The 22,354-nt window shown below is 65.2% G+C and carries 21 protein-coding genes; 7 read left to right on the forward strand and 14 right to left on the reverse strand.

From position 1 onward, the window contains the following. Window positions 1-7: 7 nt before the first annotated feature. From lysA to BM083_RS10810, 3 genes are read left to right on the forward strand one after another with little or no spacing between them, the layout of a single operon-like run. A complete protein-coding gene (gene lysA, locus BM083_RS10800) occupies window positions 8-1,255 on the forward strand; it encodes a diaminopimelate decarboxylase (RefSeq protein ID WP_089869326.1) in 1,248 nt (415 codons plus the stop codon). Beyond that, a complete protein-coding gene (dapF, locus tag BM083_RS10805; RefSeq protein WP_089869329.1) occupies window positions 1,252-2,139 on the forward strand; it encodes a diaminopimelate epimerase in 888 nt (295 codons plus the stop codon). The genes lysA and dapF overlap by 4 nt, the downstream gene beginning before the upstream one ends. Beyond that, complete coding sequence (locus tag BM083_RS10810; protein ID WP_089869331.1) at window positions 2,136-3,233, forward strand: M20 family metallopeptidase; 1,098 nt, start codon at window positions 2,136-2,138, stop codon at window positions 3,231-3,233. Before dapF ends, BM083_RS10810 begins: the two co-directional genes overlap by 4 nt. A gap of 51 nt (window positions 3,234-3,284) precedes the next feature. Here the strand turns inward: BM083_RS10810 and BM083_RS10815 are convergent, their stop codons facing one another. The 4 genes from BM083_RS10815 to purB all read right to left on the reverse strand — a co-directional run bounded on the left by BM083_RS10815 (window position 3,285) and on the right by purB (window position 7,279). Beyond that, the gene (locus tag BM083_RS10815; RefSeq protein WP_089869333.1) at window positions 3,285-3,527 is read right to left on the reverse strand and encodes a zinc ribbon domain-containing protein; all 243 of its coding nucleotides are present in this window, start codon (window positions 3,525-3,527) and stop codon (window positions 3,285-3,287) included. 45 nt (window positions 3,528-3,572) lie between these two features. Then, a complete protein-coding gene (locus BM083_RS10820; RefSeq protein ID WP_089869335.1) occupies window positions 3,573-4,634 on the reverse strand; it encodes a halocyanin domain-containing protein in 1,062 nt (353 codons plus the stop codon). Further along, window positions 4,631-5,779, reverse strand: coding sequence for a multicopper oxidase domain-containing protein (locus BM083_RS10825; protein WP_049893634.1), 1,149 nt, complete (start codon window positions 5,777-5,779; stop codon window positions 4,631-4,633). The genes BM083_RS10820 and BM083_RS10825 overlap by 4 nt, the downstream gene beginning before the upstream one ends. Before the next feature lie 111 nt (window positions 5,780-5,890). Further along, a complete protein-coding gene (gene purB / locus BM083_RS10830; protein ID WP_089869337.1) occupies window positions 5,891-7,279 on the reverse strand; it encodes an adenylosuccinate lyase in 1,389 nt (462 codons plus the stop codon). A gap of 168 nt (window positions 7,280-7,447) precedes the next feature. On the opposite strand from purB, the gene purH reads away from it, so the two are divergent. Further along, complete coding sequence (gene purH, locus BM083_RS10835) at window positions 7,448-9,025, forward strand: bifunctional phosphoribosylaminoimidazolecarboxamide formyltransferase/IMP cyclohydrolase (protein ID WP_089869340.1); 1,578 nt, start codon at window positions 7,448-7,450, stop codon at window positions 9,023-9,025. Between the two features lie 335 nt (window positions 9,026-9,360). On the opposite strand, the gene BM083_RS10840 is transcribed toward purH, so the two are convergent. Both BM083_RS10840 and BM083_RS10845 read right to left on the reverse strand, forming a co-directional pair. Continuing rightward, window positions 9,361-9,693 (reverse strand): hypothetical protein, encoded by a 333-nt coding sequence (locus BM083_RS10840; protein WP_009366117.1) that lies wholly within the window; start codon window positions 9,691-9,693, stop codon window positions 9,361-9,363. A 163-nt stretch (window positions 9,694-9,856) separates the two neighbouring features. Next, entirely contained in the window at window positions 9,857-10,162 is a 306-nt protein-coding gene (locus BM083_RS10845) for a hypothetical protein (RefSeq protein WP_143085713.1), read from the reverse strand. 24 nt (window positions 10,163-10,186) lie between these two features. Between BM083_RS10845 and BM083_RS10850 the strand changes: the two genes are divergently transcribed. From BM083_RS10850 to folP, 3 genes are all read left to right on the forward strand, one after another. Further along, complete coding sequence (locus BM083_RS10850; RefSeq protein ID WP_089869344.1) at window positions 10,187-10,624, forward strand: VOC family protein; 438 nt, start codon at window positions 10,187-10,189, stop codon at window positions 10,622-10,624. 53 nt (window positions 10,625-10,677) lie between these two features. Beyond that, the gene (locus BM083_RS10855) at window positions 10,678-11,508 is read left to right on the forward strand and encodes a S1 family peptidase (protein ID WP_177197605.1); all 831 of its coding nucleotides are present in this window, start codon (window positions 10,678-10,680) and stop codon (window positions 11,506-11,508) included. A gap of 74 nt (window positions 11,509-11,582) precedes the next feature. Continuing rightward, the gene (folP, locus tag BM083_RS10860) at window positions 11,583-14,033 is read left to right on the forward strand and encodes a dihydropteroate synthase (protein WP_089869348.1); all 2,451 of its coding nucleotides are present in this window, start codon (window positions 11,583-11,585) and stop codon (window positions 14,031-14,033) included. Window positions 14,034-14,064: 31 nt separating this feature from the next. Here the strand turns inward: folP and BM083_RS10865 are convergent, their stop codons facing one another. The 8 genes from BM083_RS10865 to BM083_RS10900 form a co-directional block, all read right to left on the reverse strand. Further along, window positions 14,065-14,748: a type 1 glutamine amidotransferase domain-containing protein gene (locus BM083_RS10865; RefSeq protein ID WP_089869350.1), complete on the reverse strand. Its 684-nt coding sequence runs from the start codon at window positions 14,746-14,748 to the stop codon at window positions 14,065-14,067. Between the two features lie 294 nt (window positions 14,749-15,042). Continuing rightward, window positions 15,043-15,612 carry a hypoxanthine/guanine phosphoribosyltransferase gene (gene hpt / locus BM083_RS10870; RefSeq protein ID WP_009366110.1) on the reverse strand — a complete coding sequence of 190 codons (570 nt, stop codon included), beginning with the start codon at window positions 15,610-15,612 and terminating at the stop codon, window positions 15,043-15,045. A 115-nt stretch (window positions 15,613-15,727) separates the two neighbouring features. Continuing rightward, on the reverse strand, window positions 15,728-17,491 hold the full coding sequence (locus BM083_RS10875) for a Na(+)/H(+) antiporter subunit D (protein WP_089869352.1): 1,764 nt from the start codon (window positions 17,489-17,491) through the stop codon (window positions 15,728-15,730). Next, the gene (locus tag BM083_RS10880; protein ID WP_089869354.1) at window positions 17,491-19,341 is read right to left on the reverse strand and encodes a cation:proton antiporter; all 1,851 of its coding nucleotides are present in this window, start codon (window positions 19,339-19,341) and stop codon (window positions 17,491-17,493) included. The genes BM083_RS10875 and BM083_RS10880 overlap by 1 nt, the downstream gene beginning before the upstream one ends. Then, entirely contained in the window at window positions 19,338-20,852 is a 1,515-nt protein-coding gene (locus tag BM083_RS10885) for a monovalent cation/H+ antiporter subunit D family protein (RefSeq protein WP_177197606.1), read from the reverse strand. Before BM083_RS10885 ends, BM083_RS10880 begins: the two co-directional genes overlap by 4 nt. Then, complete coding sequence (locus BM083_RS10890) at window positions 20,845-21,213, reverse strand: cation:proton antiporter subunit C (protein ID WP_009366106.1); 369 nt, start codon at window positions 21,211-21,213, stop codon at window positions 20,845-20,847. Before BM083_RS10890 ends, BM083_RS10885 begins: the two co-directional genes overlap by 8 nt. Continuing rightward, a complete protein-coding gene (locus BM083_RS10895; RefSeq protein WP_218148959.1) occupies window positions 21,210-21,734 on the reverse strand; it encodes an MnhB domain-containing protein in 525 nt (174 codons plus the stop codon). Before BM083_RS10895 ends, BM083_RS10890 begins: the two co-directional genes overlap by 4 nt. Then, on the reverse strand, window positions 21,731-22,264 hold the full coding sequence (locus BM083_RS10900) for a DUF4040 domain-containing protein (RefSeq protein ID WP_089869357.1): 534 nt from the start codon (window positions 22,262-22,264) through the stop codon (window positions 21,731-21,733). Before BM083_RS10900 ends, BM083_RS10895 begins: the two co-directional genes overlap by 4 nt. Window positions 22,265-22,354: the final 90 nt, after the last annotated feature.

Consider the following 22,354-nt stretch of genomic DNA (forward strand, 5'->3'; position numbering starts at 1 on the left):
GACAGAGATGACCGACAACCCCGACATCCGACGACTGGCCGACTGGGACGCCGAGCGATTAGACTCGCTAGCCGACGTACACGGTACGCCGCTATACGTAATCGACCTCGACCGGGTTCGAGAGAACTGTGAACGGCTGAAAGCCGCCTTCCCGAGCGAAGACGTGCGATACGCGGTGAAGGCCCACACCGGCCGCGCAGTGCTCGAAACCGTTCGTGAGGCGGGACTCGCCGCCGAGTGCGCCTCGGCGGGCGAGGTGATGCGCGCGTTCGACGCTGGGTACGAGGGTGACGAGGTGCAGTACACCGCCGTCAACCCGCCTGCCGAAGACCTCGATTACGTCGTCGACGCGTGGCGGGAGGACCATCCGGACCTCACCGTCACCGTCGGCGCGGCGGACACCGTCGACCGCCTCCGCGAACGCGGGTTCGACGGGCGACTGTGCGTCCGGGTGAACCCGGGCGTCGGGGCGGGCCACCACGAGAAGGTCCAGACTGGCGCGAACGCGAAGTTCGGCGTCCCCTACGACCGCGTTCCCGACCTCCTCGAACGCGCGCGAGACGACTTCGACGTCGTCGGCATCCACGCCCACGCCGGGAGCGGTATCTCCGGTGACGACCTAGAGAACCACCGCGAACTCGTCCGTCGGATGGGCGAGTTGGCTCGGCAGGTCGGCGAGTTGGAGTTCGTCGACGTCGGCGGCGGGTTCGGCGTCCCGTACCACGAGGACGAACCACCGCTGGACCTCGACGCCGTCGCCGAGGCGACCCGCGAGGCAATCGGTGAGATAGACGCGACGCTCGCCGTCGAACCCGGCCGCTACGTCGTCGCCGACGCGGGCGTCTTGCTCACGCGGGTGAACACCGTCAAAGAGGCACCTGAAACGACCGTCGTCGGCGTCGACGCCGGGATGACAACCCTGCTCCGACCGGCGATGTACGACTCGTATCACGCGCTGGCGAATCTGTCCGGAAGCGACCGGGTGGCAATACCTGTCACGGTCACCGGCCCTATTTGTGAAAGCGCAGACGTACTGTGTGAAGACCGACCATTGCCGCGTCCCGAACGTGGCGACCTGCTCGCTATCGGCAACGCCGGTGCGTACGGCTACGAGATGACAAGCACCTACAACTCGCGGCCACGGCCGGCCGAAGTCGCGCTCGAATCGTCGGGGTCTCCCGAATCGAGCGACGCACGATTGGTTCGCCGACGCGAGCAGCGACGCGACCTGACCAAGCTGGAGGACGAAGTATGAGTTTACACGCAGACCGAACCGTATCCTACGAGAAGTACCACGGAACGAGCAACGACTTCATCATCATCGACGCCGACGAGTTCATCCCGAATCGCTACTCGTTTGCGACGACCTACTGCGACCGGACGAACGGTGCGGGGACCGACCTCGACATCGACGAAGACGACCACGTCGGCGCAGACGGCGTGCTCTTTCTCGCCTTAGAGGAGAAGTACTCGCCACCGCGCGTCATCATGACGCTCGTGCAACCCGACGGCTCGACGGCCGCGATGTGCGGCAACGGCGCACGCTGTGCCGCCGCGTGGGCCGCAGAACAGACCGGCGCGAGCGAAGTGATGGTCGACACGCAGGCGGGCACTCGCCACGCGACTGTCCACGACGACGGCAGCGTCACCATCGAGATGGGCGTCCCCGCGTTCGACCCGCGCGACGTCCCGCTCACGCACGACGGACCACTCATCGAGGAGGAACTCGAAGGCTTCTCCGTCACTGCCGTCAACACGGGCGTCCCGCACGCGGTCATCTTCGTCGACGACGTCGACGACGTCGACCTCGAAACCGTCGGCCCGACGCTCCGCTACGCCGACGTCTTCCCCGAAGGCGCGAACGTCACGTTCGCGTCTCCGAGTGAGAACGGCTTCCGCCAGCGGACCTACGAGCGCGGCGTCGAAGGCGAGACGCAGTCCTGTGGAACGGGTGCCGTCGCCGTCGTCGCCGTCGCGAAGCGTCTCGGACGCCTCGACGACTGCGAGAGCGTCACCGTCAGCCCGCCGGGTGGCGACCTCGAAATCTCCGTTCCGGACGACGCACCCGCGACGCTGCGCGGCCCGGTCGACCACGAGTTCGCGGGCGAACTCGGTCGCGACCCCTCGTCTGAGCTGTGAGTTCGACCGGTTTCGACCCTGTCGAGTTCCTCGCCGACGCCGTCCGAATCGACTCGACGGCCGAAGCGGTCGCAGAGATGCGGGAGTTTCTCGTCGATACGCTCGCCAGCCACGGTATCGAGGCGACTGTCGACGACGCGGGCAACACCGTCGCCAGCAAGGGGACGGGGTCGCCACACGTCGTGCTCAACACGCACATCGACACCGTCCCGCCGCACCTTCCCTACGAACGCGACGACGAGGCGGGCGTCGTCCGCGGCCGTGGCTCCTGCGACGCGAAGGGGCCGCTCGCCGCACTCCTCTCGGCGTTTCTGGCGACAGACCCCGACGAAGGAACCCTGACTCTCGCCGTCACGCCGGACGAGGAGGTGTTGTCGACCGGTGCGGCCGCCCTCGACGTCGACGGCGACTGTTACATCGTCGGCGAGCCGACCGGCCTCGACGTCTGTAACGCGGCGAAAGGCCGGTTTCAGGGGACGATAACGCTCTCGGGCGTCAGCGCCCACGCCGCCGAACCCGAGTCCGGGGCCAACGCTGTCTCCGCCGTCGAACAGGTGTTGGCGACGCTCCGGACGTTCGACGCCGAGCGCGACCCACACCCCACGCTCGGTGCGGCGACGCTCACCCCGACGACCATCGAGGGCGGCGCGGCGACGAACCAGATACCCGCCGACTGCCGACTCGTCGTCGACAGGCGAACGATTCCACCAGAGACGGCCGACGGGTTCCGCGAGTCGCTGGAGAGGGCGCTCCGCGAGGCGATTCCCGCCGACGTCGGCGTCACGTTCGCACTCACCGACCGCGAGACGCCGTTTCTCGAAGCGTTCGCGACGGACGAAGCGGACCCGCTGGTGCAGACGCTCGCCTCCGCGGCGACGGACGCCAGTGGCGGTTCCGGTGGAGCGGTCCGACCGTTCACCGCGGCGACCGAAGCGTCCTACTTCGCGCCCGCACCCACCGTCGTCTTCGGGCCGGGGTCGCTCGCCGACAGCGAGGGTGCCGTCGCTCACTCCGAACGCGAGTACGTCCCCATCGCAGAGGTCCGGGCGGCGGCGCGAGCGCTCGAAGCGACGCTCGGCGAGTTGCTCGGGTAACGGAAAGGCCGGTGAAGAACGAAAAGACCGGTGAGAACGGCGAGGCGGCCGTCAGCCGAGGAAGATGTCGATGACGTCGTTCGTCGAGCGGCCACGGTAGAGTTCCGAGTAGCCACAGTTCGTACAGGAGACGACGGTGAACTTGCGGTTCTGGATGTCGAACATCTTCGAGAGGCCGCCGCCCGTCGTCGCGATGGAGTCGACTTCTGTCTCGGTGTGTCCACACTTCGGACAGCCACGCTCGTCGCCGAAGTCAGTGCTATCGGTTCCGTTAGTGTTGGTTGGAGGGCACATGCAGGTTTACACACGTACGAACTGTCAAAAAGTCTATCGCCGCGGTCAGATCGACCGCGAGTCGTCCGGCCTCGTGTCGTTCCACGCCGACCCATCCGCTCCGTGCGGGTAGTACACGCGCCCGTCGCTACCGCCGTCGCGCGTCCCGTGGAGCGTCAAGAAGACCCACAGCGCGAGCGGTGAGAACGCTGCCGCCAACAGGCCGCCGCCGAGCAGTTGTGCGCCGCTCACGGGTGGGAGTCCCGCGGGTGCGGCGTCGCCGACGAGGAGTGCCCCCTTCATGCCCATCGCGGCGTGCGGTTCGCAGGCGTACTTGACCACGCCGCGTTCGGTGGCGACGTACTCGAAGGCGTAACCGGCGTCGCCGCTCATGTCGCTGGCGAAGGACCCGTCGCTGGCGACGACGTTGTGGTAGCCACCCTGTCCGGTCCACTCCCAGCGGACCGTCGTCCCAGGGTCGACCTGCACGGCGGCCGGTTCGAAGCCGAACGCCCCACCGTTGCCAGTCGCACCGACTTCCACGGTCACGACGTCCTCGCCGCGTCTGTCGACGGTTCCGGCGAAGTTGTCGACGGTGTCGAACCAGTCGTCGTAGACCGCGGCGGGGTCGTTCTCGGTACTCCCCGCGACGGTGCTGGCCTCGACGCCGGGAACCTCGCCCACGACGACGACGCCCTTCATCCCCATCGCGGCGTGCGGTTCGCAGGCGTACTTGACGACACCCTCGGTGTCGGCGACGTACTCGAACGTCTCACCCTTCTCGCTCAGGAGTTCGCTGGCGAAACTGCCGTCGGCCGCAGCGACGTTGTGGACGCCGCCCTCGCCGGTCCAGACCCACCGGACCGTCGTTCCAGGGTCGACCTGCACCGCGGCCGGGCCGAACCCGAACGCGCCGCCGTTGGCGTTAGTGCCGACTTCGACGAGCACCGAGGCCTTCCCACGGGCGTCGACGACGCCGTCGTAGTTGTCGACGGTGTCGAGCCAACCGTCGAACGTCTGTGTTCCTGTCTCTTGCGCGGCAACTGTTCCGACCGTCGGTCCCGCCGCGACAGCGAGACCGGCGGCCGCACCCGCCCGGAGGAAACTGCGTCTACTGACGTCGCTCATAGCTCGTACCCCGCGTAGTCCATCACCTTCCGGAAGATGTCGGAGTCCATCGCCTCGGTGTAGACGGTGGCAGTGAACATCCCGCCGGGGTAGGAGTTGCCGTTGCGGACGTGGTCAACCTTGTGGCAGTGCATCGGGTAGATGCCCGGGTCGGCGTCGGCGACGAACTCGATGGTGTAGCGCTCGGCGGGACCGATGTTCACCACGTCCTGCAGGTACTGGAGCGGTTCGGGCATCGGGCTTCCATCTTTCTCGACGATTTTGAACCGGTGGTTGTGCGTGTGTATCGGGTGGCTCATGAACCCCGCGTTGACGAGGTGGATGCGGACCGTGTCACCCGAGTCGACGATGACCGGCGACCCCATCTCGGGGTGTAGTGTGTACGGGGCCGAACGGCCGTTGATGGTGAACACGTCGCCCATGCGGTCGGTGAGCGAGTACTTCACGTTCTCGCCGCCGTACTGCCGTGAGAGCCGGGAGTCCCACTCCTTGACCGTCATGAAGTACTCCTTGTCGGCCTCTTCGTAGCCTACGGGGTCGACCCGGAGGATGCCGTACATCCCCATGTCCATGTGGAACGGGGTGTTGAAGTGGCAGTGATAGAGGTGCGTTCCGGCGACGTTCGCGGGAACCGTGTAGGTGTGTTTCTCACCCGGCATGACTGTGATGCCCGTCGTCGTGGGGACGCCGTCGTTCATCCACGACTTGCGCACGCCGTGGAAGTGCAGCGTGTGCGGGTGCATGCTGTCGGAGTTGTCGAGCGTAATCTTCAGTTCAGTCCCTTCGGTGCACCGGAGGACCGGGCCGGGGACGGACGGCGTCCCATCGTTCGCTTGGAACGCCCACACGACGGGGAGCGTGATGGGGCCGTTCATCGCCTCGCCGGGGTGGACTTCGTGGCGAGCGTGGACCGTGCGAAGCGTCACTTCGCCGCCGAGTTCGTCGAGGTCGACGACTTCCGGCGGGCCGGTGAGCGGGAGGTCTGCGGCCTGTGTCGAGAGTGCCGCGCCGTTCGACGAAGCCTGTTGCGCCATCGGGGCCTGCATACAGCCAGCGACGGCGACGGCACCGGTCGCACCGGTCGCCTTGAGGAAGTCACGTCGAGAGATGCCGGTTCCGGGAGCGCCGATTCTGTCACTGTTCATAGTTGTCCCGAAGAACCGCATATCGATATAACGAGAAGCCGATTCCCAACGGATGAGAACGTCTCGTGCGCCGGCTTACCCCGTGACAGTGATCTGGTGTCGCCGAAGGCGCTAGTCTAACTCGTCGACGAGTTCGTCTGCGACGCCGGTGTATCCGCTCGGCGTCAATGCGAGCAACTCCTCGCGGACGCTCTCGTCGACGTCGAGGTCGGCGAAGAGGTCGTGGAAGTCCGCGAGCGTGACGTGTTGACCGCGGGTCAGGTCTTTCACGCGTTCGTAGGCGTCGGTGTCGCCCTCGCGGCGGAGGATGGTCTGGACGGCCTCGCCGATGATTTCGGGCGTCGAGTCGAGTTCGTCGCGCATCACCTGTTCGTTCGGGACGACTTTGTCGAGTCCCTTCGTGGTCTTTCCGTAGCCGATGAGACAGTGGGCGAACGCCGCGCCGATGTTACGCTTGACCGTCGAGTCCGAGAGGTCACGCTGGAGGCGCGAGGTGGTGACGTAGTCGGCGAGAAACGTCAGGTCGGAGTTGGCCTTCGAGAGGTTCCCCTCAGAGTTCTCGAAGTCGATGGGGTTGACCTTGTGCGGCATCGTCGAACTCCCCGTCTCGCCGTCGACGGTCCGCTGACCGAGATAGCGGTCGGAGATGTAGAGCCACATGTCGCGGTCCAAGTCGACGAGGACGTTGTTGACGCCGCGGAGCGCGTCGAAGAGTGCAGCGAGGTCGTCACAGGGGTTGACCTGCGTCGTGAGCGCGGTGTGCTGGAGTCCGAGCGAGGTGACGAACTCGCGGGAGAACGCTTGCCAGTCGACGTCGGGGTAGGCGGCGACGTGGGCGGCGTAGGTTCCCGAGGCCCCGGCGAGTTTGCCTGACAGACCCTCGGCCGCTTCGCTCGTTCGCGCAATCGCTTTCCCCAACCGGGCGGCGTAGACGGCCATCTCCTTGCCGAACGTCGTCGGCGTCGCGGGTTGACCGTGGGTCCGCGCGAGCATCGGCAGGTCGCGGTTGTCCTGTGCCAGCGCGGTGAGTTCGTCGCGGACCTCGGCGAGCGCGGGGACGAGCACCTCCTCGACGGCGGGTTTGACGAGCAGACGCTGTGCGAGGTTGTTCACGTCCTCGCTCGTCAGGCCGAAGTGAATCCACGGATAGACCGATTCGTCGGTGGCCGTACGGATGAAGTACTCGACGGCTTTCACGTCGTGGTTCGTCGCCGAGAACTCCTCGGTTCCCTCGACTTCGATCTGTTTCACGAGACGTGCGTCGTCGGCGTCGAACTCGTCGTAGAGCGCTCGCAGGTCGGCGCGTTCGCCCTCGTCGAGCGTGAGCGGCGTCGAGGCGAGGTCGGCGAGTGCGACGAGATACTCGACTTCCACGCGGACGCGAGCGCGCATGAGCGCAGACTCGCTGGCGTAGGGACTCAGCGGTGCTGTTCGTCCGGCGTACCGACCGTCGAGTGGCGAGACGGCGGCGAGGGGGTCGTTCCGCGGCAGGTCGGTCATGTCCAGTGCTCCCGGCGGTGACCGCAAAAGCGTGTCGATGGTGAAAGACACTTCTGTGTATATCTCACCCGTCTTCCGCCGACTGTTTCCGAGTATGTGGGCACGAAAGTGTATACAACCGCTGTCGCAACCGCAACTGTTTTTCTCCCGCGGCCGGGTCACTCACACATGCTCAAGATCGCCGGTCTCGCGAGCAACCGTGGCCGCAACCTGCTGCACATCGCCGACCACGCCCCCGGTGGGGCGAAACTGAGTGTCGTCCTCGCGAACGAGGAGGGCGCGCCGGTCCTCGAAGGTGCCTCAGAGCGCGGCATCCCGACAGAGGTCGTGACACGCGGCGACGACGAGTCCCGCGAGGAACACGAACGACGCGTGCTCGACCGTCTCGACAGCTACGACTTCGACATCGTCTGTCTCGACGGCTACATGCGCGTGCTCACCGAGGAGTTCGTCGATACCGCGCCGACGACGCTCAACGTCCACCCTTCCCTCCTTCCTTCGTTCCCCGGGATGGACGCCCACGAACAGGTGCTCGACGCCGGCGTACGGATGACTGGCTGTACGGTCCACGTCGTCGACGAGGAAGTCGACGGCGGTCCCATCGTCACGCAGGAGGCTGTCCCAGTCTACGAAGACGACGACGAAGAGAGCCTCAAACAGCGCGTCCTCAACGAAGCGGAGTTCACCGCCTACCCGCGTGCGATTCGTTGGTTCGCCGAGGACCGCGTGACCGTCGAAGATGACACGGTCCACGTCGACGGCGACGAGGGCGGCGACTTCCCGGACCGCCGACTCGTCTCGAACGACCTCGAAGCGTCGCTCCGCTACGGCGAGAACCCGCATCAAGACGCCGCCGTCTACGTCGACGCCGCCTGCGACGAGGCGAGCGTCGTCCACGCCGACCAGTTGAACGAGGGCGCGAAGGCACTCTCGTACAACAACTACAACGACGCCGACGGCGCACTGAACCTCATCAAGGAGTTCGACGAACCGGCCGCCGCCGTCATCAAACACACCAACCCTGCTGGCTGTGCCACGGCCGACAGTCTCGCCGACGCCTACGAGAAGGCACTCTCGACGGACCCGATGAGTGCATTCGGGGGCATCGTCGCGCTCAACCGCGAGTGCGACGCCGCCACCGCCGAGCAAGTCGTCGACTCGTTCAAGGAAGTCGTCGTCGCGCCAGGCTACACCGACGCCGCGCTCGACGTCCTCACCGAGAAGAAGAACCTGCGCGTGCTCGACGTCGGAGGACTGGGCGAGATAACGGAGCGATTCACCGAGAAGCCAATCGTCGGCGGACGGTTGGTGCAGGAACGCGACCGCTGGTCTCCGGAACTCGACGACCTGGAAGTCGTCACCGAGCGTGAACCCAGCGAGGAAGAACTGGAGACGATGCTGTTCTCGTGGAAGGTGCTGAAACACGTGAAGTCCAACGGCATCCTGTTCGCGAAGGGAACCGAGACAGTCGGCGTCGGGATGGGACAGGTCTCCCGCGTCGACGCCGTCCGACTCGCCGCGATGAAGGCCGACGAACACGCCGAAGGGAAAGGATCGGACGGCGCAGTGATGGCTTCGGACGCCTTCTTCCCGTTCCCCGACGGCATCGAAGAGGCCGCAGAGGCCGGAATCACGGCCGTCGTCCAACCCGGTGGCTCCGTCAACGACGAGGACGTCATCGCCGCCGCCGACGAACACGACATCGCGATGGCGTTCACCGGCCGGCGATGCTTCCGCCACGACTGAAAGAAGTGGTGGAGGCTTGTGACAGCTCTGCTATCACGGTGCTTTAGGCATGACTGAGCGAAGCGAAAGATTGCCTAAAACTCGTGACAGCGCCGTTGTCACAGTGCTTTAGGCACGACTGGGTGAAGCAAAAGTAGGTCTTGTAGTAGTCACCGAACGGAACTCTGAAAAGTGCTTTTAGATATCTGGACAGATGTCTGAACAACTTCTTGGATAGCTATTCAGAGATATTTGTAGATATCTGAATAGAGAGGGCTAGAGACCGGCGATTAGAGCAGTTGTTGCGGAGAGAACGGCGTCGAAGGAGCGATGGTTGTGACGTCAGTCGATGGTCTTCAGTCGTCCAGTCCGTCGTTCGGGAAGCACTCGCCGAGGTCGTGAATCATGTCGATGGTCTCGGCTTTCGTCTCTTCGTCGAGGTCGTCGAGTGTGTCTATCTCGTCGAGTGCTCGCTTCAGCAGGGGAAGGCTCAGCCGCTGGTCGATGTGACAGACGGGGAGGTAGAGGTCGTCGAAGTCTTCCGGCGGGATATCCGACGTCGAGAGCAGGAAGTAGTCGTCGATGTCGGACATGTCGTCCATCGGGAAGTCGTCTTCTTGGTACGGCATATCGGGCGACTCTTTCGTCGCACCCCGAATCGACGGCACGTGCAGCATGTAGTCGGTCATTGCAGTTCGGAGATCACACGGGTGACTGAAAGGCGTTATTGCCGTCTCTCACGTGGGAATTCGCCCGATAGACCTTTCAGTGGAGGACGTAGCGTAGCCAGGAAAAGCCCTCACGACTGTTGCGACGAGAAACTGTGACTGTGACCGCCCTCGAGTAGACTGCTCAGGGCGTCCGACTCAGATGCTCGTCGCTGGGTCGCCCGCCGTCGTTCTGGTCGTCTTCGTCGAGTTCGTCTTTGACTGCGGACTTCGTCTTCTTCTTGAACGCGGCGTATCCAGCCGCGCCACCCGCTCCGGCGAGCACTGCACCCGGAACACCGAACTTCTTGTAGCCGTACTGTGCCGCTTTCTTGCCGATCGAGAGTGCGCCGAGCATGTTCACTTCTACAGAGGGACCGACGAGGGAACCCTGCCCTGCCTGTACTCGCAACGAGTTCTTCAGGGGGATGGTAGCAGACACTGGGTTCATCTTGCCTCCCGGTGTGGTCGGGGTATGGGAACAGACCGCCCCACGAACGACACAGCCATCGCTGGTCTCGGCGAGATTGCCCTCCGCGTCGACGACTTGGCGGAGATGACCGAGTTCTACGCCGACGTCGTCGGTCTCTCGATTCTCGGCGACTTCGAGACGAGTACGTTCTTCGAAGTCGGGCCAGGCGTCGAGGGCCACACGCAGATACTCGCGCTGTTCGACCGCTCCGGAAGCGACGACTACACGCCGCCGGATGCGGCGAGGACGACTGTCGACCACATCGCGTTCGGGATTCCAGTCGACGCCTTCGACAGTGAGGTAGAACGACTGGAGTCACATGGGCTGGACGTTCGCACGACGACGCACGGATGGGTACAGTGGCGCTCGCTGTACGTCACCGACCCCGAAGGCAACAGCGTCGAACTCGTCTGCTACGACGACAGTGTCGAGAAAGCGTAACTCTGCAAACCAGTAGCCGTCACGTACATCCCTGTCGAGTCCTGAACTCGACTATGGCGACACGACGCGGCTTCCTCGGACTGCTCACCGGATTCGCCGGGGGGACCGCACTGGCAACGTACACGTCGATTCCCGACGAGTACCTCCCGCCCCGAGAAGCCCTCCCGCCCGAAATCCGTCCACCGGAGACGGTGACAGAGTCGACTACAGAAACCACCGGCGGGACGCCGACTACCACCGAGTTTCCCGAAGACGTTCGAGAACGGGCCCGCGAGGTCGGTCTGGCGACCCGCGACGCCGTCGTCTATCTCGAACTCCGGGCCGGAAACCGCTACTCGGTCGGAACCGGGTGGATTCTGGACGACACACACATCGTGACCAACGGCCACGTCGTCGCGCAAGGCGGCGAGGTGACCTGCTACACCGCCGACGGCGACACCCTCGACGTGGAACTCGTCGAGGCGTCACAGCGGCCGGACGTCGCACTCTTACGAACCACCGACGACGTGCCGGCGACGCTCTCGACCGGGTCGGCAGAGGACCTCGACCGGAATCAGCCACTGGTTCAGGTCGGCCACCCCGGCAGCGTCGGCAACTGGGTCATCTCGCTCGGGACGTTCACTGGGCGAACCGGCGTCCTCGGCACCGGCGACACGCTGAAGACCAGCGTTCCGAGCGCACAGGGAAGCAGCGGGTCCCCGCTCGTGACGCTCGACGGCGACGTCGTCGGGTTGACGTACGCGAGTACCATCGAGCGAGGACGGTTCCCCGGTTCTGCACCGGAACCGACCGACGACCGAGTCCGCGAGTCGTTCCGCACCAACTCGGCGGCGCTGCACGTCCCCATCGAGCGCGTGGAGTCGCTCGTCGCCGAGTGGTCGTAGCCGACCGAATCGAGCGAGCAGTGCCGAACTCCGTTCTTCGACAATCTAAAGCGGTCACCGACTGAGGTGCGAGTATGGACTATCACGAGGCGGCGAACTTCCTGTTCGACCTCCGCCGGTTTCAGGTAAAACCCGGTACGGAGTCGGTTCGGGAGTTGCTCGCGCACCTCGGCGACCCCCACGAAGACGTCCGGTTCGTTCAGGTCGCGGGGTCGAACGGGAAAGGGAGTACGGCGAAGATGGTCGAGTCGGTTCTCCGCGAGTCTGGACTCCGCGTCGGCCTCTACACGTCGCCGCACTTCGACGACGTTCGGGAGCGCATCCGCGTCGACGGGCGGAAGATTCCCGAGAAGGCACTCTGTGCGTTCGTCGAGGAGGCGAAACCCTACCTCGTCGAGCAGGCCGCCGACGGCGAACCGCTCACCTTCTTCGAGGTGGTGACGGCGATGGGCATCTGGCAGTTCGGTCGCGTCGGTGTCGACGTCGGCGTCCTCGAAGTCGGGATGGGGGGCAAACTCGACGCGACGAGCGTCGTCGACCCCGTCGCCAGCGCGGTGACGAACGTCTCGCTCGAACACACGTCGGTACTGGGCGATACTATCGAAGAGATTGCGACGAAGAAAGCGGCCGTCGCCCCCGCCGACACACCGCTCGTCACCGCCGCGACGGGCGAGGCACTGGACGTGATTCGCCGCGAAGCGGGCGACGTACTGACCGTCGGCGACGGAGAGTTGGAGACGGACGTCACCGCCGTCTCGGGTGGCCCCGTGAACCACACCGAATCGACCGTCACCGTCGACGGCCCCGACTGGCACGTCGAGTCTCGTATCCCACTGCTCGGCGCGTATCAAGCGACGAACGCGGGTGTCGCCTGCGCCCTCGCTCGGCAGATTACGGACGTCGACGAGGAGACGCTCGCTCGCGGTTTGCGAAACGCCCACTGGCCCGGCCGATTCGAGGTGATGGAGCGCGACCCACTCGTCGTCCTCGACGGCGCGCACAACCCCGACGCCTGCGCCCAACTCGCGACGACGCTCGACGCGTTCGCCGACGAGTACGAGGACCTGCATCTCGTCTTCGCCGCGATGCACGACAAAGACCACCGCGAGATGGTCGACGCGCTCCCCGACGCCGACGCCGTCGTCACCTGCAAACCGAACCTCTCGCGGGCCGAAGACCCCGAAGTATTGGCGCGCGTGTTCGAAGAGGCCGGCGTCGACGACGTCCACGCCGGGTTCTCTGTCGCCGGGTCGCTGGCGAAGGTACGCGAGAACGCCGCACCCGACGACTGTATCCTGATTACTGGGTCACTCTTCTGTGTTGCCGAAGCACGGACGACGTGGACGCGACTGGAGATTCCGAAGCGAGTGCGAACGCTGGACGACGCCGAGGCGATGCTCCACGACTCGCACGTCACCGAACCGGGTGTCTGGCGGATGCGCGGGAAGGCGGTTCACCGCTCGTTGAAACTGCACGTCGAGCGCCGACAGGCACAGTACCTCAAAGAGGAGATGCTGAGCCTCGGCGGCGAGTGCGCGACGTCGGGACTCCAGACCGACGGTGAACTCTCCTCGGTCGTGCTCATGGGGACGCTCGCGCAGTTCAACCGCCTCGTCGACAAACTGGCGGGACAACCGTTCGGCCTCGACGCGCTCAGAGACGACATCAGAGAACGACTCGGTATCCGCGTCGAAGCGACGAAGCGAGGCTATCCGTGGGAGGACGGCACCGCCGTCATGGGCATTCTGAACGTCACACCCGACAGTTTCCACGACGGCGGAGACTTCTTCGACCCACAGGACGCCGTCGAACAGGCCGAGGCGATGATAGACGCCGGTGTCGACATCATCGACATCGGCGGCGAGAGCACGCGACCTGGGGCCGAGGAGGTACCCGTCGACGACGAGATAGCCCGCGTCGTCCCGGTCATCGAAGCCATCGCGGACCTCGACGTCCATCTCTCTATCGACACCCGAAAGGCCGCCGTCGGCCGCGCCGCCCTCGACGCCGGGGCCGACATCCTCAACGACGTGACCGGCCTCGCCGACCCGGAGATGCGCTTCTTGGCCGCCGAGCGGGACGTCCCGGTCATCGTGATGCACAGCATCGACGCACCGGTGATTCCGGACAAGGAGGTCGAGTACGACGACGTCGTCGAGGACGTCGTCGACGAGTTGGCAGAGCGGGTGCTACTGGCCGAGAAGGCGGGCATCCCCCGCGAGAACGTCATCGTCGACCCCGGTATCGGCTTCGGGAAGTCGAAGCCCGAGAACTTCGAACTCCTCGGTCGACTCGACGAGTTCGACGCCCTCGGCTGTCCGATTCTCGTCGGCCACTCCCACAAGTCGATGTTCGAACTCGTCGGCCAGGAGACGGGCGACAACCTCGAAGCGACCGTCGCCGCGACGACGGTGGCCGTCGACCGCGGGGCCGACATCGTCCGCGTCCACGACGTGGCCGAGAACGTCGCTGCGGTTCGCGTCGCGGAAGCGGCGCGGTCGCCGAAGCGATTCGCCGAAGAATAAGTACAAGTACGACTGCGCGCTCGAGAACTCCTTACGCGTCGATACCGAGTTCGTCGAGCAGCGTCTCTGCTGCTGCGGAACTCGAACCGGGACCGCGCGCCGTCACGAGGTCACCGTCGACGGTGACGCTCGTGTCTTGGTCGAGTTCGGCGTCCCAGTTGCCGCCGGCGGCCTTCACTTCGTCTTCGACCCAGTAGGGGAGCTTTCGGCCGTCGAGGCAGTCGTTCTCGTCGACGATGTCCTCTTCCCACTCGTTCGGGAAGCCGGTCACGTCGCGGTCCTGTACGAGCGGCGACCCGTCGGCCTCGCGGGTGAACCCGAGGATACCGACGGCGTGACAGACGACGAGCGCCTTCCCCTCGTCGCCGGCGACGGCCGAGACGAGCGCCTGTCGCGCGTGGACGTCCTGATTGACGTCCCACTCCGTCCCGTGGCCGCCGGGGAAGACGACGGCGTCGTACTCCGTCGCGTCGATTTGGGCGATTGGCTCCGGATTGTTCAGGCGCTCGTCGGACTCGTGGATGTCTCGAAGTCGCTCCGCTTCGTCCTCGCCCACGTCGTCCGGGTCGAGCGAGCGCTCGTCGACGACCGGCGGGTTGCCGGACGGTGTCGCGACGGTGACGTCGACGCCCGCCGAATCGAGCGTCGTGAGCGGTTCGATACACTCCTCGGCCCAGTACCCCTCTTCGCTGACGATGAACAGTGCGGATGACATCACCTCCCCTTGGGACTCACGCTGAAAAAGGCGTCCGGAGGCGGAACGTCCGGCCGCGACCGATGTGCGAGCGTGGGCCAATCAATCGTCTGACTGGACACGGAGTCGGCCGTCGTCGCCGTTGGCGTCTCCCCGTTGAGTGACACGCCGCGTGATGCCCGGTATCGACCGCTCGCTCGATTACCTCTCCGCGTGCATCACGACGACGCGAGTACGAAAAGAGAGAAACGCGGGTCGCAGACACGACGCTCGGCGGGGAATCCGTCGAAAGAACGCCGCTCTGCGTCGCGTCGACTACCCGTCGCCGTGTTCGTCGACGATGACGACTTCGCCGTCTTCGACGGTGACGTTGATGAGCGTCTTCACGTCGTAGTCGGTGTCGTCGAGTTCGTTCGGTCCGGCCTTCTTGATGACGGCGACGACGTCGACGACGTCGGCACCGACGTCGTCTTTGAGTGCGCCGAGGATGGCCTTCATCGTGCCACCGGTCGAGAGCACGTCGTCGAGGACGAGCACGCGGTCGCCCTCCTCGACGTCGTTGATGTACATCTCGGACTCGGAGTAGCCCGTCTGCTGGAAGAGCGGAACTTCGCCTTCGAGGCCGTACTGGCGTTTTCGGATGACGACGAGCGGGATGTCCGTCATCAGCGAGACGGCCGTCGATATGTGGATACCCATCGCGGCGGGTGTGACAATCTTGTCGACGTTCTCTAACTCCGCCTTCCGGATGATCTTGATGACGATTTCGCGGAGCAGTCCCGGTTCGAGCATCGGGACGCCGTCACTAATCGGATGGACAAAGTACTCGTACTCGCCTTTCTCGATAATAGGAGCGTCGAGCAGCGATTGCTGCAGTTGGTCCATGCCGACAATTCCTGCCGGCAGGGATAAATGGTGGTGATTCGGGGACCGTTCGTGCTGCTGTCCCACGGTGCACGGTTACCTCGAAAATAAACCGACGGAGACGAGTCGAACGCGCCTACGCGACGACCAGCAGCGCGATACCGACCGTCGCGACGGCGGTCAAGAGCAGGATGCTGGTTCCGATACCCGCGTGCAGCGACAGCGGCCACGCCGACTCGTCTTCGCCGGTCGCATCCGCCTCTTCGCGGCCGACGGCGCGCCGAACGACCGTCTCGGGGTTCCGAAGCGTCGTGGAGACGCCCCCGGCGACTCCGACTGCCGCACGGTCGACGGCAGCGTAGGACTCGGTGACGCCACGGACCAGCGCTCGCGTTCCGTAGAAGGCGAGCGGGTTGTAGATAGCGTCGATGTCCGGGACACGCCCGATGCGGTCGAGCGGCTTCTTGAGAATCGCGAAGCCGACGATACCGAGAGCGGCCAGGATGAGCCCCTCCACGACGTGGCCGAACGTGTACGTCGTGTAGTCGAACCCGCCCTCGTTGCCGGGGAGGATGGCGAACAGCGCGTCGGGGAAGAAGCCGTAGACGATACAGAGGACGGCGACGCTGACCATCGCGACCTTCTGGATGCCGTTGGCGTCGCGAACCTCCCCGTCGTAGCTCCCCTCGTAGAAGGCGTACCAGCCGAGTTTGATGAACGACAGGAACGTGCCGACGCCACCGGCCAAGAGGAGATACCAGACGACGTCGAGATGCTTGTAGTGGGCTTCGGCGATGATCATCCCCTTACTGACGAACCCGTTGAAGCCGGGGAAGCCAGCGATAGAGAGCGCTGCGACGACGAACGCCCCCGCCGTGATTGGCATGTCACGGGCGAGGCCGCCGACGTACTTCAGGCTCTCTTCGCCGGTGCGGTAGATGACCACGCCGACCGTCATGAACAGCAGGCTCTTGTAGAGGATGTGGTTGAACACGTGACCGAACGCACCGGCGGTCGCGACGGTCGTCCCGATGCCGATGCCGGCAATCATGTAGCCGACCTGCGACTGGATGTGATACGAGAGGAGTCGGCGCATGTCCTTCTGGAGGACGGCCATCGTCGCGCCGAAGACGGCCATCGCACCGCCCATGTAGGCGAGCCAGAGATGCCCCTCCGGGAACGCGCGGTACATCGCGTAGACGCCGGTCTTCGTCGTGTACACACAGAGGAAGACGCTGGCGGCGACGTGCGGGCGCGGGTAGGTGTCAGGCAGCCAGGCGTGCAGCCCGACGAAGCCGACGTTGACGCCGATACCGATGGCGGCCAGCGCCAGTACCGCGGGCCCAGCGCCGACGATGCCCGTCGAGGCGCTGAAGAGGAACGAACCGACCTCTGCGTAGTGCCAGACGATAGCCGCGAGGACGAGACTCCCGCCGATGCCGTGCAGGACGGCGTAGCGGAAGCCCGCGCGGACGGCCTTGCCGCCGTAGTCCCAGACGAGGAGAGTGCTCGTGACCGCCATCAGCTCCCAGAAGAACACGAGCGTGAGCCAGTCACCCGCGAACACCGCACCGATACTGGTGCCGACGTAGGTGAGCGCGTAGGCGGTCTGTTTGTTCGATGCCTCCGTCGCGTAGGAGTAGAGGACGGCGATGGCACCGATAAAGCCGAAGATGAGACCCATCAGTCGAGAGAACTCGTCGACGTTGAACAGCACGACGTCGAAACTGAACAGCTGAACCGCCCAGTGTGCCCCTTCGGGCGTGAGCAGCGCGACGGGGACGACCACTCCGGTCGCGAGCACGCCGAGAGCGTGCCCGACGCGTCGGGAGAGCAGCGGCATCAGCAGTGCCACCGCGAGGACGTAGACGAACGGTGGAATCGCGGTCAACGCCTCCATCAGGCGAACACCCCCACGACCGTCGCCGCCGAAACGATGTACTCGACGAGTTGGAGGAAGACCGCTCGTCCGGGGATGACACCGAGGATAATCGAGCCGGTGGCCGCGGTCAGAATCGGGGCGACCACGAACCACGACCCCTCACCGCCGAGCCAACTCCGACGCTCCCAGCCACCGGCGGGCGGGCCGCCGTGGTGGTGGTCGTGTGCGTGGTCGTCGACATCGTGGTGCGTGTCGGTGTGTTCGGTGTGTTCGCCGTGTCCGCTGTCGACCGTCTCACTGGCGTCGTCGCCGACATCGCCGGAGCGGGTGTGGTCGCTCGGGTTCCGGTCGACGGCGTACTCACCGTCGGGGTCGGCGGTCGGCCGGCCGCTGGCCGAGCTCTGTTGGTTCGGTCCGTCGTTAGGGTTGCCACCGTCGGCGGCAACCGCGAAGCGCCCGCCGAGTGGGTTCTCGATGAGCGGTTTCCGGTCGTGGCCGTCGGCCGTCTCGCTCTCGAAGAACGCCTGATAGACGACGGGCCAGAAGTACGCGATGTTGAGCACGCCAGAAACCAGCAGTGCGACGGTGAACGCTACCTCGCCACCGGATGCGGTTCCGATGAGGAGATAGAACTTGCTGACGAATCCGGCGACGAGCGGGATGCCGGCCATTCCCGCTGCGGCGACGGCGAACGCGGACATCGTCAGCGGCATCCGTTTACCGATGCCGGCCATGTCGCTGATGTCGTCCGTGTGGGTCTCGACGTGCATCGCTCCCGCACAGAAGAACAGAGTGAGCTTCATGAACGCGTGGGCGGGGATGTGGAGAAGCCCACCGATGAGGGCGTACCTCGCGGCATCGCCGCCCATCGACGCGCCGATTCCCAACCCGAGCACGATGTACGAGAGCTGACTCACCGTCGAGTAAGCGAGCCGACGTTTGAGGTTGTCCTGTCTGAGCGCGATGATGCTGGCTGCGAGCAGCGTGAACGCCGCGACGGCGGCCAGCGGGACGCCGACACCGAGGTTCGAGACGGTGTCCGGCCCGAACACTTCGAGGACGACGCGCGCGATACCGAAGACGCCGGACTTGACGACGGCGACGGCGTGCAGCAGTCCGGAGACGGGCGTCGGCGCGACCATCGCGTCCGGCAGCCACGAGTGAACCGGCATCAGTGCGGCTTTGACGCCGAACCCGGCGACGAGCAGCGCGAACGCCGCACGTGCGAGCATCGGGTCGGCAGTAGCGAGTCCTTCGATGCCACCGGGTGTAAACGCGATACTCCCGGCCAGCACGTAGACGAGGACGGTGCCCGCGAGGACCGCGACACCACCACCGAACGTGTACGCGAGGTACTTCCGGCCGGCGGCGCGGGCCTCTGCAGTCTCGTCGTGCGTGACGAGCGGGTAGGTCGCGACCGTCAGCAGTTCGTAGAAGACGAACAGGACGAGCAGGTTCGACGCGAACGCGACGCCGACTGCGCTAGCGACACTGGCAGCGAACGACGCGAAGTACCGCGTCTGGGCGTGTTCGCCGAGTCCGCGCATGTAGCCGATGCTGTAGAAGCTGGTGACGAGCCAGAGAAAGCTCGCCAGGAGGCCGAACAGCATGCCGAGCGCGTCGGCTTGGAGGACGAACTCGACGCTACCGTCCCCGAGTGGGACGAACGTCCCGAGACTGGTGACGTACGTGTCGCCGGCGAGAACGCCGGGAACCATGCTTGCCACGACGGCGAACGTCGACGCAGCGGCCAGAATCGTCCAACCTTCTCGGACGTTCGGGCGACTGCGCGACGCCAAGATGGCGATGGCTGCGAGCGCCGGAACGGCGACCGCTGCGAGTGGTCTGAGCGATGCGATGTCTGTCATAGCTGGAGTAGGGTTTCGAGAGTCGGTTCGAGTAGCGGTTCGAACGTCGAGACGAGCGGGCCGAGTCCGACCGCGAGCAGTGCCGCGACGACGACGACGGCGACCATGCCGGCCGACGGCCGAGTGAGGCCATCGTCGGTGTCGTCACCACCGTCTGCAACGGCCGTCGCCCCCGTCCCCGTCGACGAGGTGACGTCGTCCGACGACGTGCGGAAGTACATCCGTTCGACGAGTCGCAGGAAGTACGCGAGCGTCAGCAGCGTGCTCACGAGGATGACGACTGCGATGGGCCACGATTCGGCTTGAATCGCACCGAGTGCGATGTACCACTTGCCGACAAAGCCGACGGCGGGTGGAATGCCGACCATCGACAGTGATAGCACGGCGAACGCGGCGCTGAGAAGCGGTGCGCGCGCCCCGAGACCGTCGTAATCCTCGACGGTTCGGGCCCCGGCGACGACCGCCAGTGCGCCCGCCGCGAGGAACAGTCCACCCTTCATGACGGCGTGGCCGACGAGGTGGATGAGACTGCCGGTGACGGCCGCCTCGTTGGCGATGGCGACACCGGCGACGACGAGACCGAACTGCGACACCGACGAGTACGCTAGCATCCGCTTGATTTCGGTCTGCATCACCGCGAGCAGACTGCCAGCGACGATGCTGATGCCGGCGAGTCCGAGGAGGAACTCCTGGGCGAACGCCGACGAGGTGAGAAAGTCGACGGTGTAGACGCTGAACGTCACCCGCGCGAGTGCGTACGCCGAGACCGTCGAGACGAGTGCGGCGATGAGGCCACTGACACTGTCGGGGGCGCTCGCGTACGCCTCCGGTTGCCACGTGTGTAGTGGGAACAGCGCCGTCTTGACGGCTAGCCCCGTCACGACGAGTGCGAACGAGGCGCCGACGAGCGTCGGGTCGGCCGTAGCCAGTTTCTCCGCGAGGTCGGCCATGTTGAGTGTCCCCGTCGCGACGAACGCGTAGCCGATACCGATGAGGAACAGCGACGCGCCGACGGTGCCGACGAGGAGGTACTTCAGCGCCCCGACCGCTGCGCGGCCGTCGTCGCCCGTAGCGACGAGGGCGTACGCGGCCAGACCGGTTATCTCCAAGAAGACGTAGAGGTTGAACATGTCACCCGTGATAGTCATCCCGGAGAGACCGGCGACGAGGAGCAGATAGCCGGTGTGGAACGCTACCGAGTGCGGACCGGCGCGGCGTGCGTAGACGAGCACTCCGACGGCGACTGCCGAGACGAGCACGAGGATAGCCGCGTTGAGCCCGTCGACGACGAGTTCGATACCGAACGGAGGTGTGAACCCGCCGACGGCGGTCGCGAGCGGGGTGCCACCGCGGTAGACCGTGGAGGCGACTGCCGTCGCCAGCCCCACGTGGACGAGCATCGTCAGGAACGTCACCGGCCACGCGAGTCGGTCGGACCAGGATCCGAGAGTGATCGACGCCACCGCACCCACGAGGGGAATCGCGACCAACAGCGGGAGCAGCTCATTCATCGGCACGCACCTCCCGGAGGACGCGTTCGTCCAGCGTCCCGTACTCCGTGTAGATACGGACGATGAGCGCCAGTGCGACGGCCGTGAGGCTCACCCCGACGACGATGGCCGTCAGGATGAGTACGTGTGGTAGCGGGCTGACGTACGTCGTCGACGCTCCGCCGTGCCCCACGATCGGTGGAGACCCACCGGTTCGGTACGCCGAGGTGATGAAAAACAGGAAGATGCCCGACTGGAAGACGTTCATCCCGATGACCTTCTTCACGAGGTTCGGCGTCTCGACGAGCATGTACGCGCCGATAGTCAACAGCAACGCGACGACGATGTAGTTGTAGTGAGTGAAGAGAATGTCTACGTTCATTGTTCGTCCTCCATCGGTTCGTCCGTCTCGAACCCGGCGGCGAGGAGGAAGAAGAGCCCCGTGATGATACCGGCGACGGTTGCGCCGATGCCGAGTTCGACCAGTTCGATGCCGTACTTGCTCGCGTGCGAGTAGGGATACGCGTTGTACTGGAGGAACGCCCCGCCGAACAGCATCGCCCCGAAGCCGATGCCGAGGAACGTCAACAGTCCGACCGCGACCAGCCCGAGTAGCCGATCGGCGTTGAGCCAGTCGCGAACCGGTTCGATACCGAACGCGAACGCCAAGAGCAACACGACGGTTCCGGCGATGGTCCCGCCCTGGAACCCGCCGCCTGCCGAGTCCGCCCCGTGGAACATCACGAACAGACCGAGTGTCAGGATGAACGGAGCGACGACTCGAACGGTCGTCATGATGATGGTACTCTCGACGTACGGCGTCTGGTCCTCCGTACGGAAGACGCTGTTTCGCGGTTGCGTACGGATCGACGACTCGCCGTCTGTCGACTCGTCGTGACTCATACGAACGCCTCCCGTCGAAGGACGAGCAGAACGGCGACACCGGCCGTGAACACCACGGCCGCCTCGCCGAGGGTGTCGAACCCACGGTAGGCGGCGAGCACCGCCGTCACGACGTTCTCGACTTCGGTCTGTTCGTACGCGTTGTCGAGATAGTAGTTCGTCACCTCGCCGCCGACTACCGGCGACCCGGCGTCGCCGATTGCGGGGAGTGCTGGAACCGTCATCAACAACACACCGAGGAAGCAGACCAGAACCACGAACGTTCGCGGTCGAATCCGCTCGAAGAACCGATCCGTCGTGGGGTTGACCGTCTTCGCGACCGTCAACAGGAACAAGAGCGTCATGATGCCGGCACCGACGGCCGCCTCTGTGAGTGCGACGTCGGGTGCCTGCAGCAGCACCCACAGGGTCGCGATTCCGAGACTGTAGGCGGCCGACGCGACGATGACCGAGAGAATGTCTCGGAACACCGCCGTCGCCAGTGCACAGCCGATGACGAAGACGAGGACAGTCGCTTCGAGGAGCGTCATCGTTCACCTCCCTCGGTGTCGACACCGGAGCCGTCGGTCGCGAGCGACCCCGTTCCGTCCGCCTCGTCGGCGGCGGCGGTCGGGTTCGTA

The sequence above is a fragment of the Halogranum rubrum genome, assembly GCF_900114455.1.
GTDB lineage: Archaea > Halobacteriota > Halobacteria > Halobacteriales > Haloferacaceae > Halogranum > Halogranum rubrum.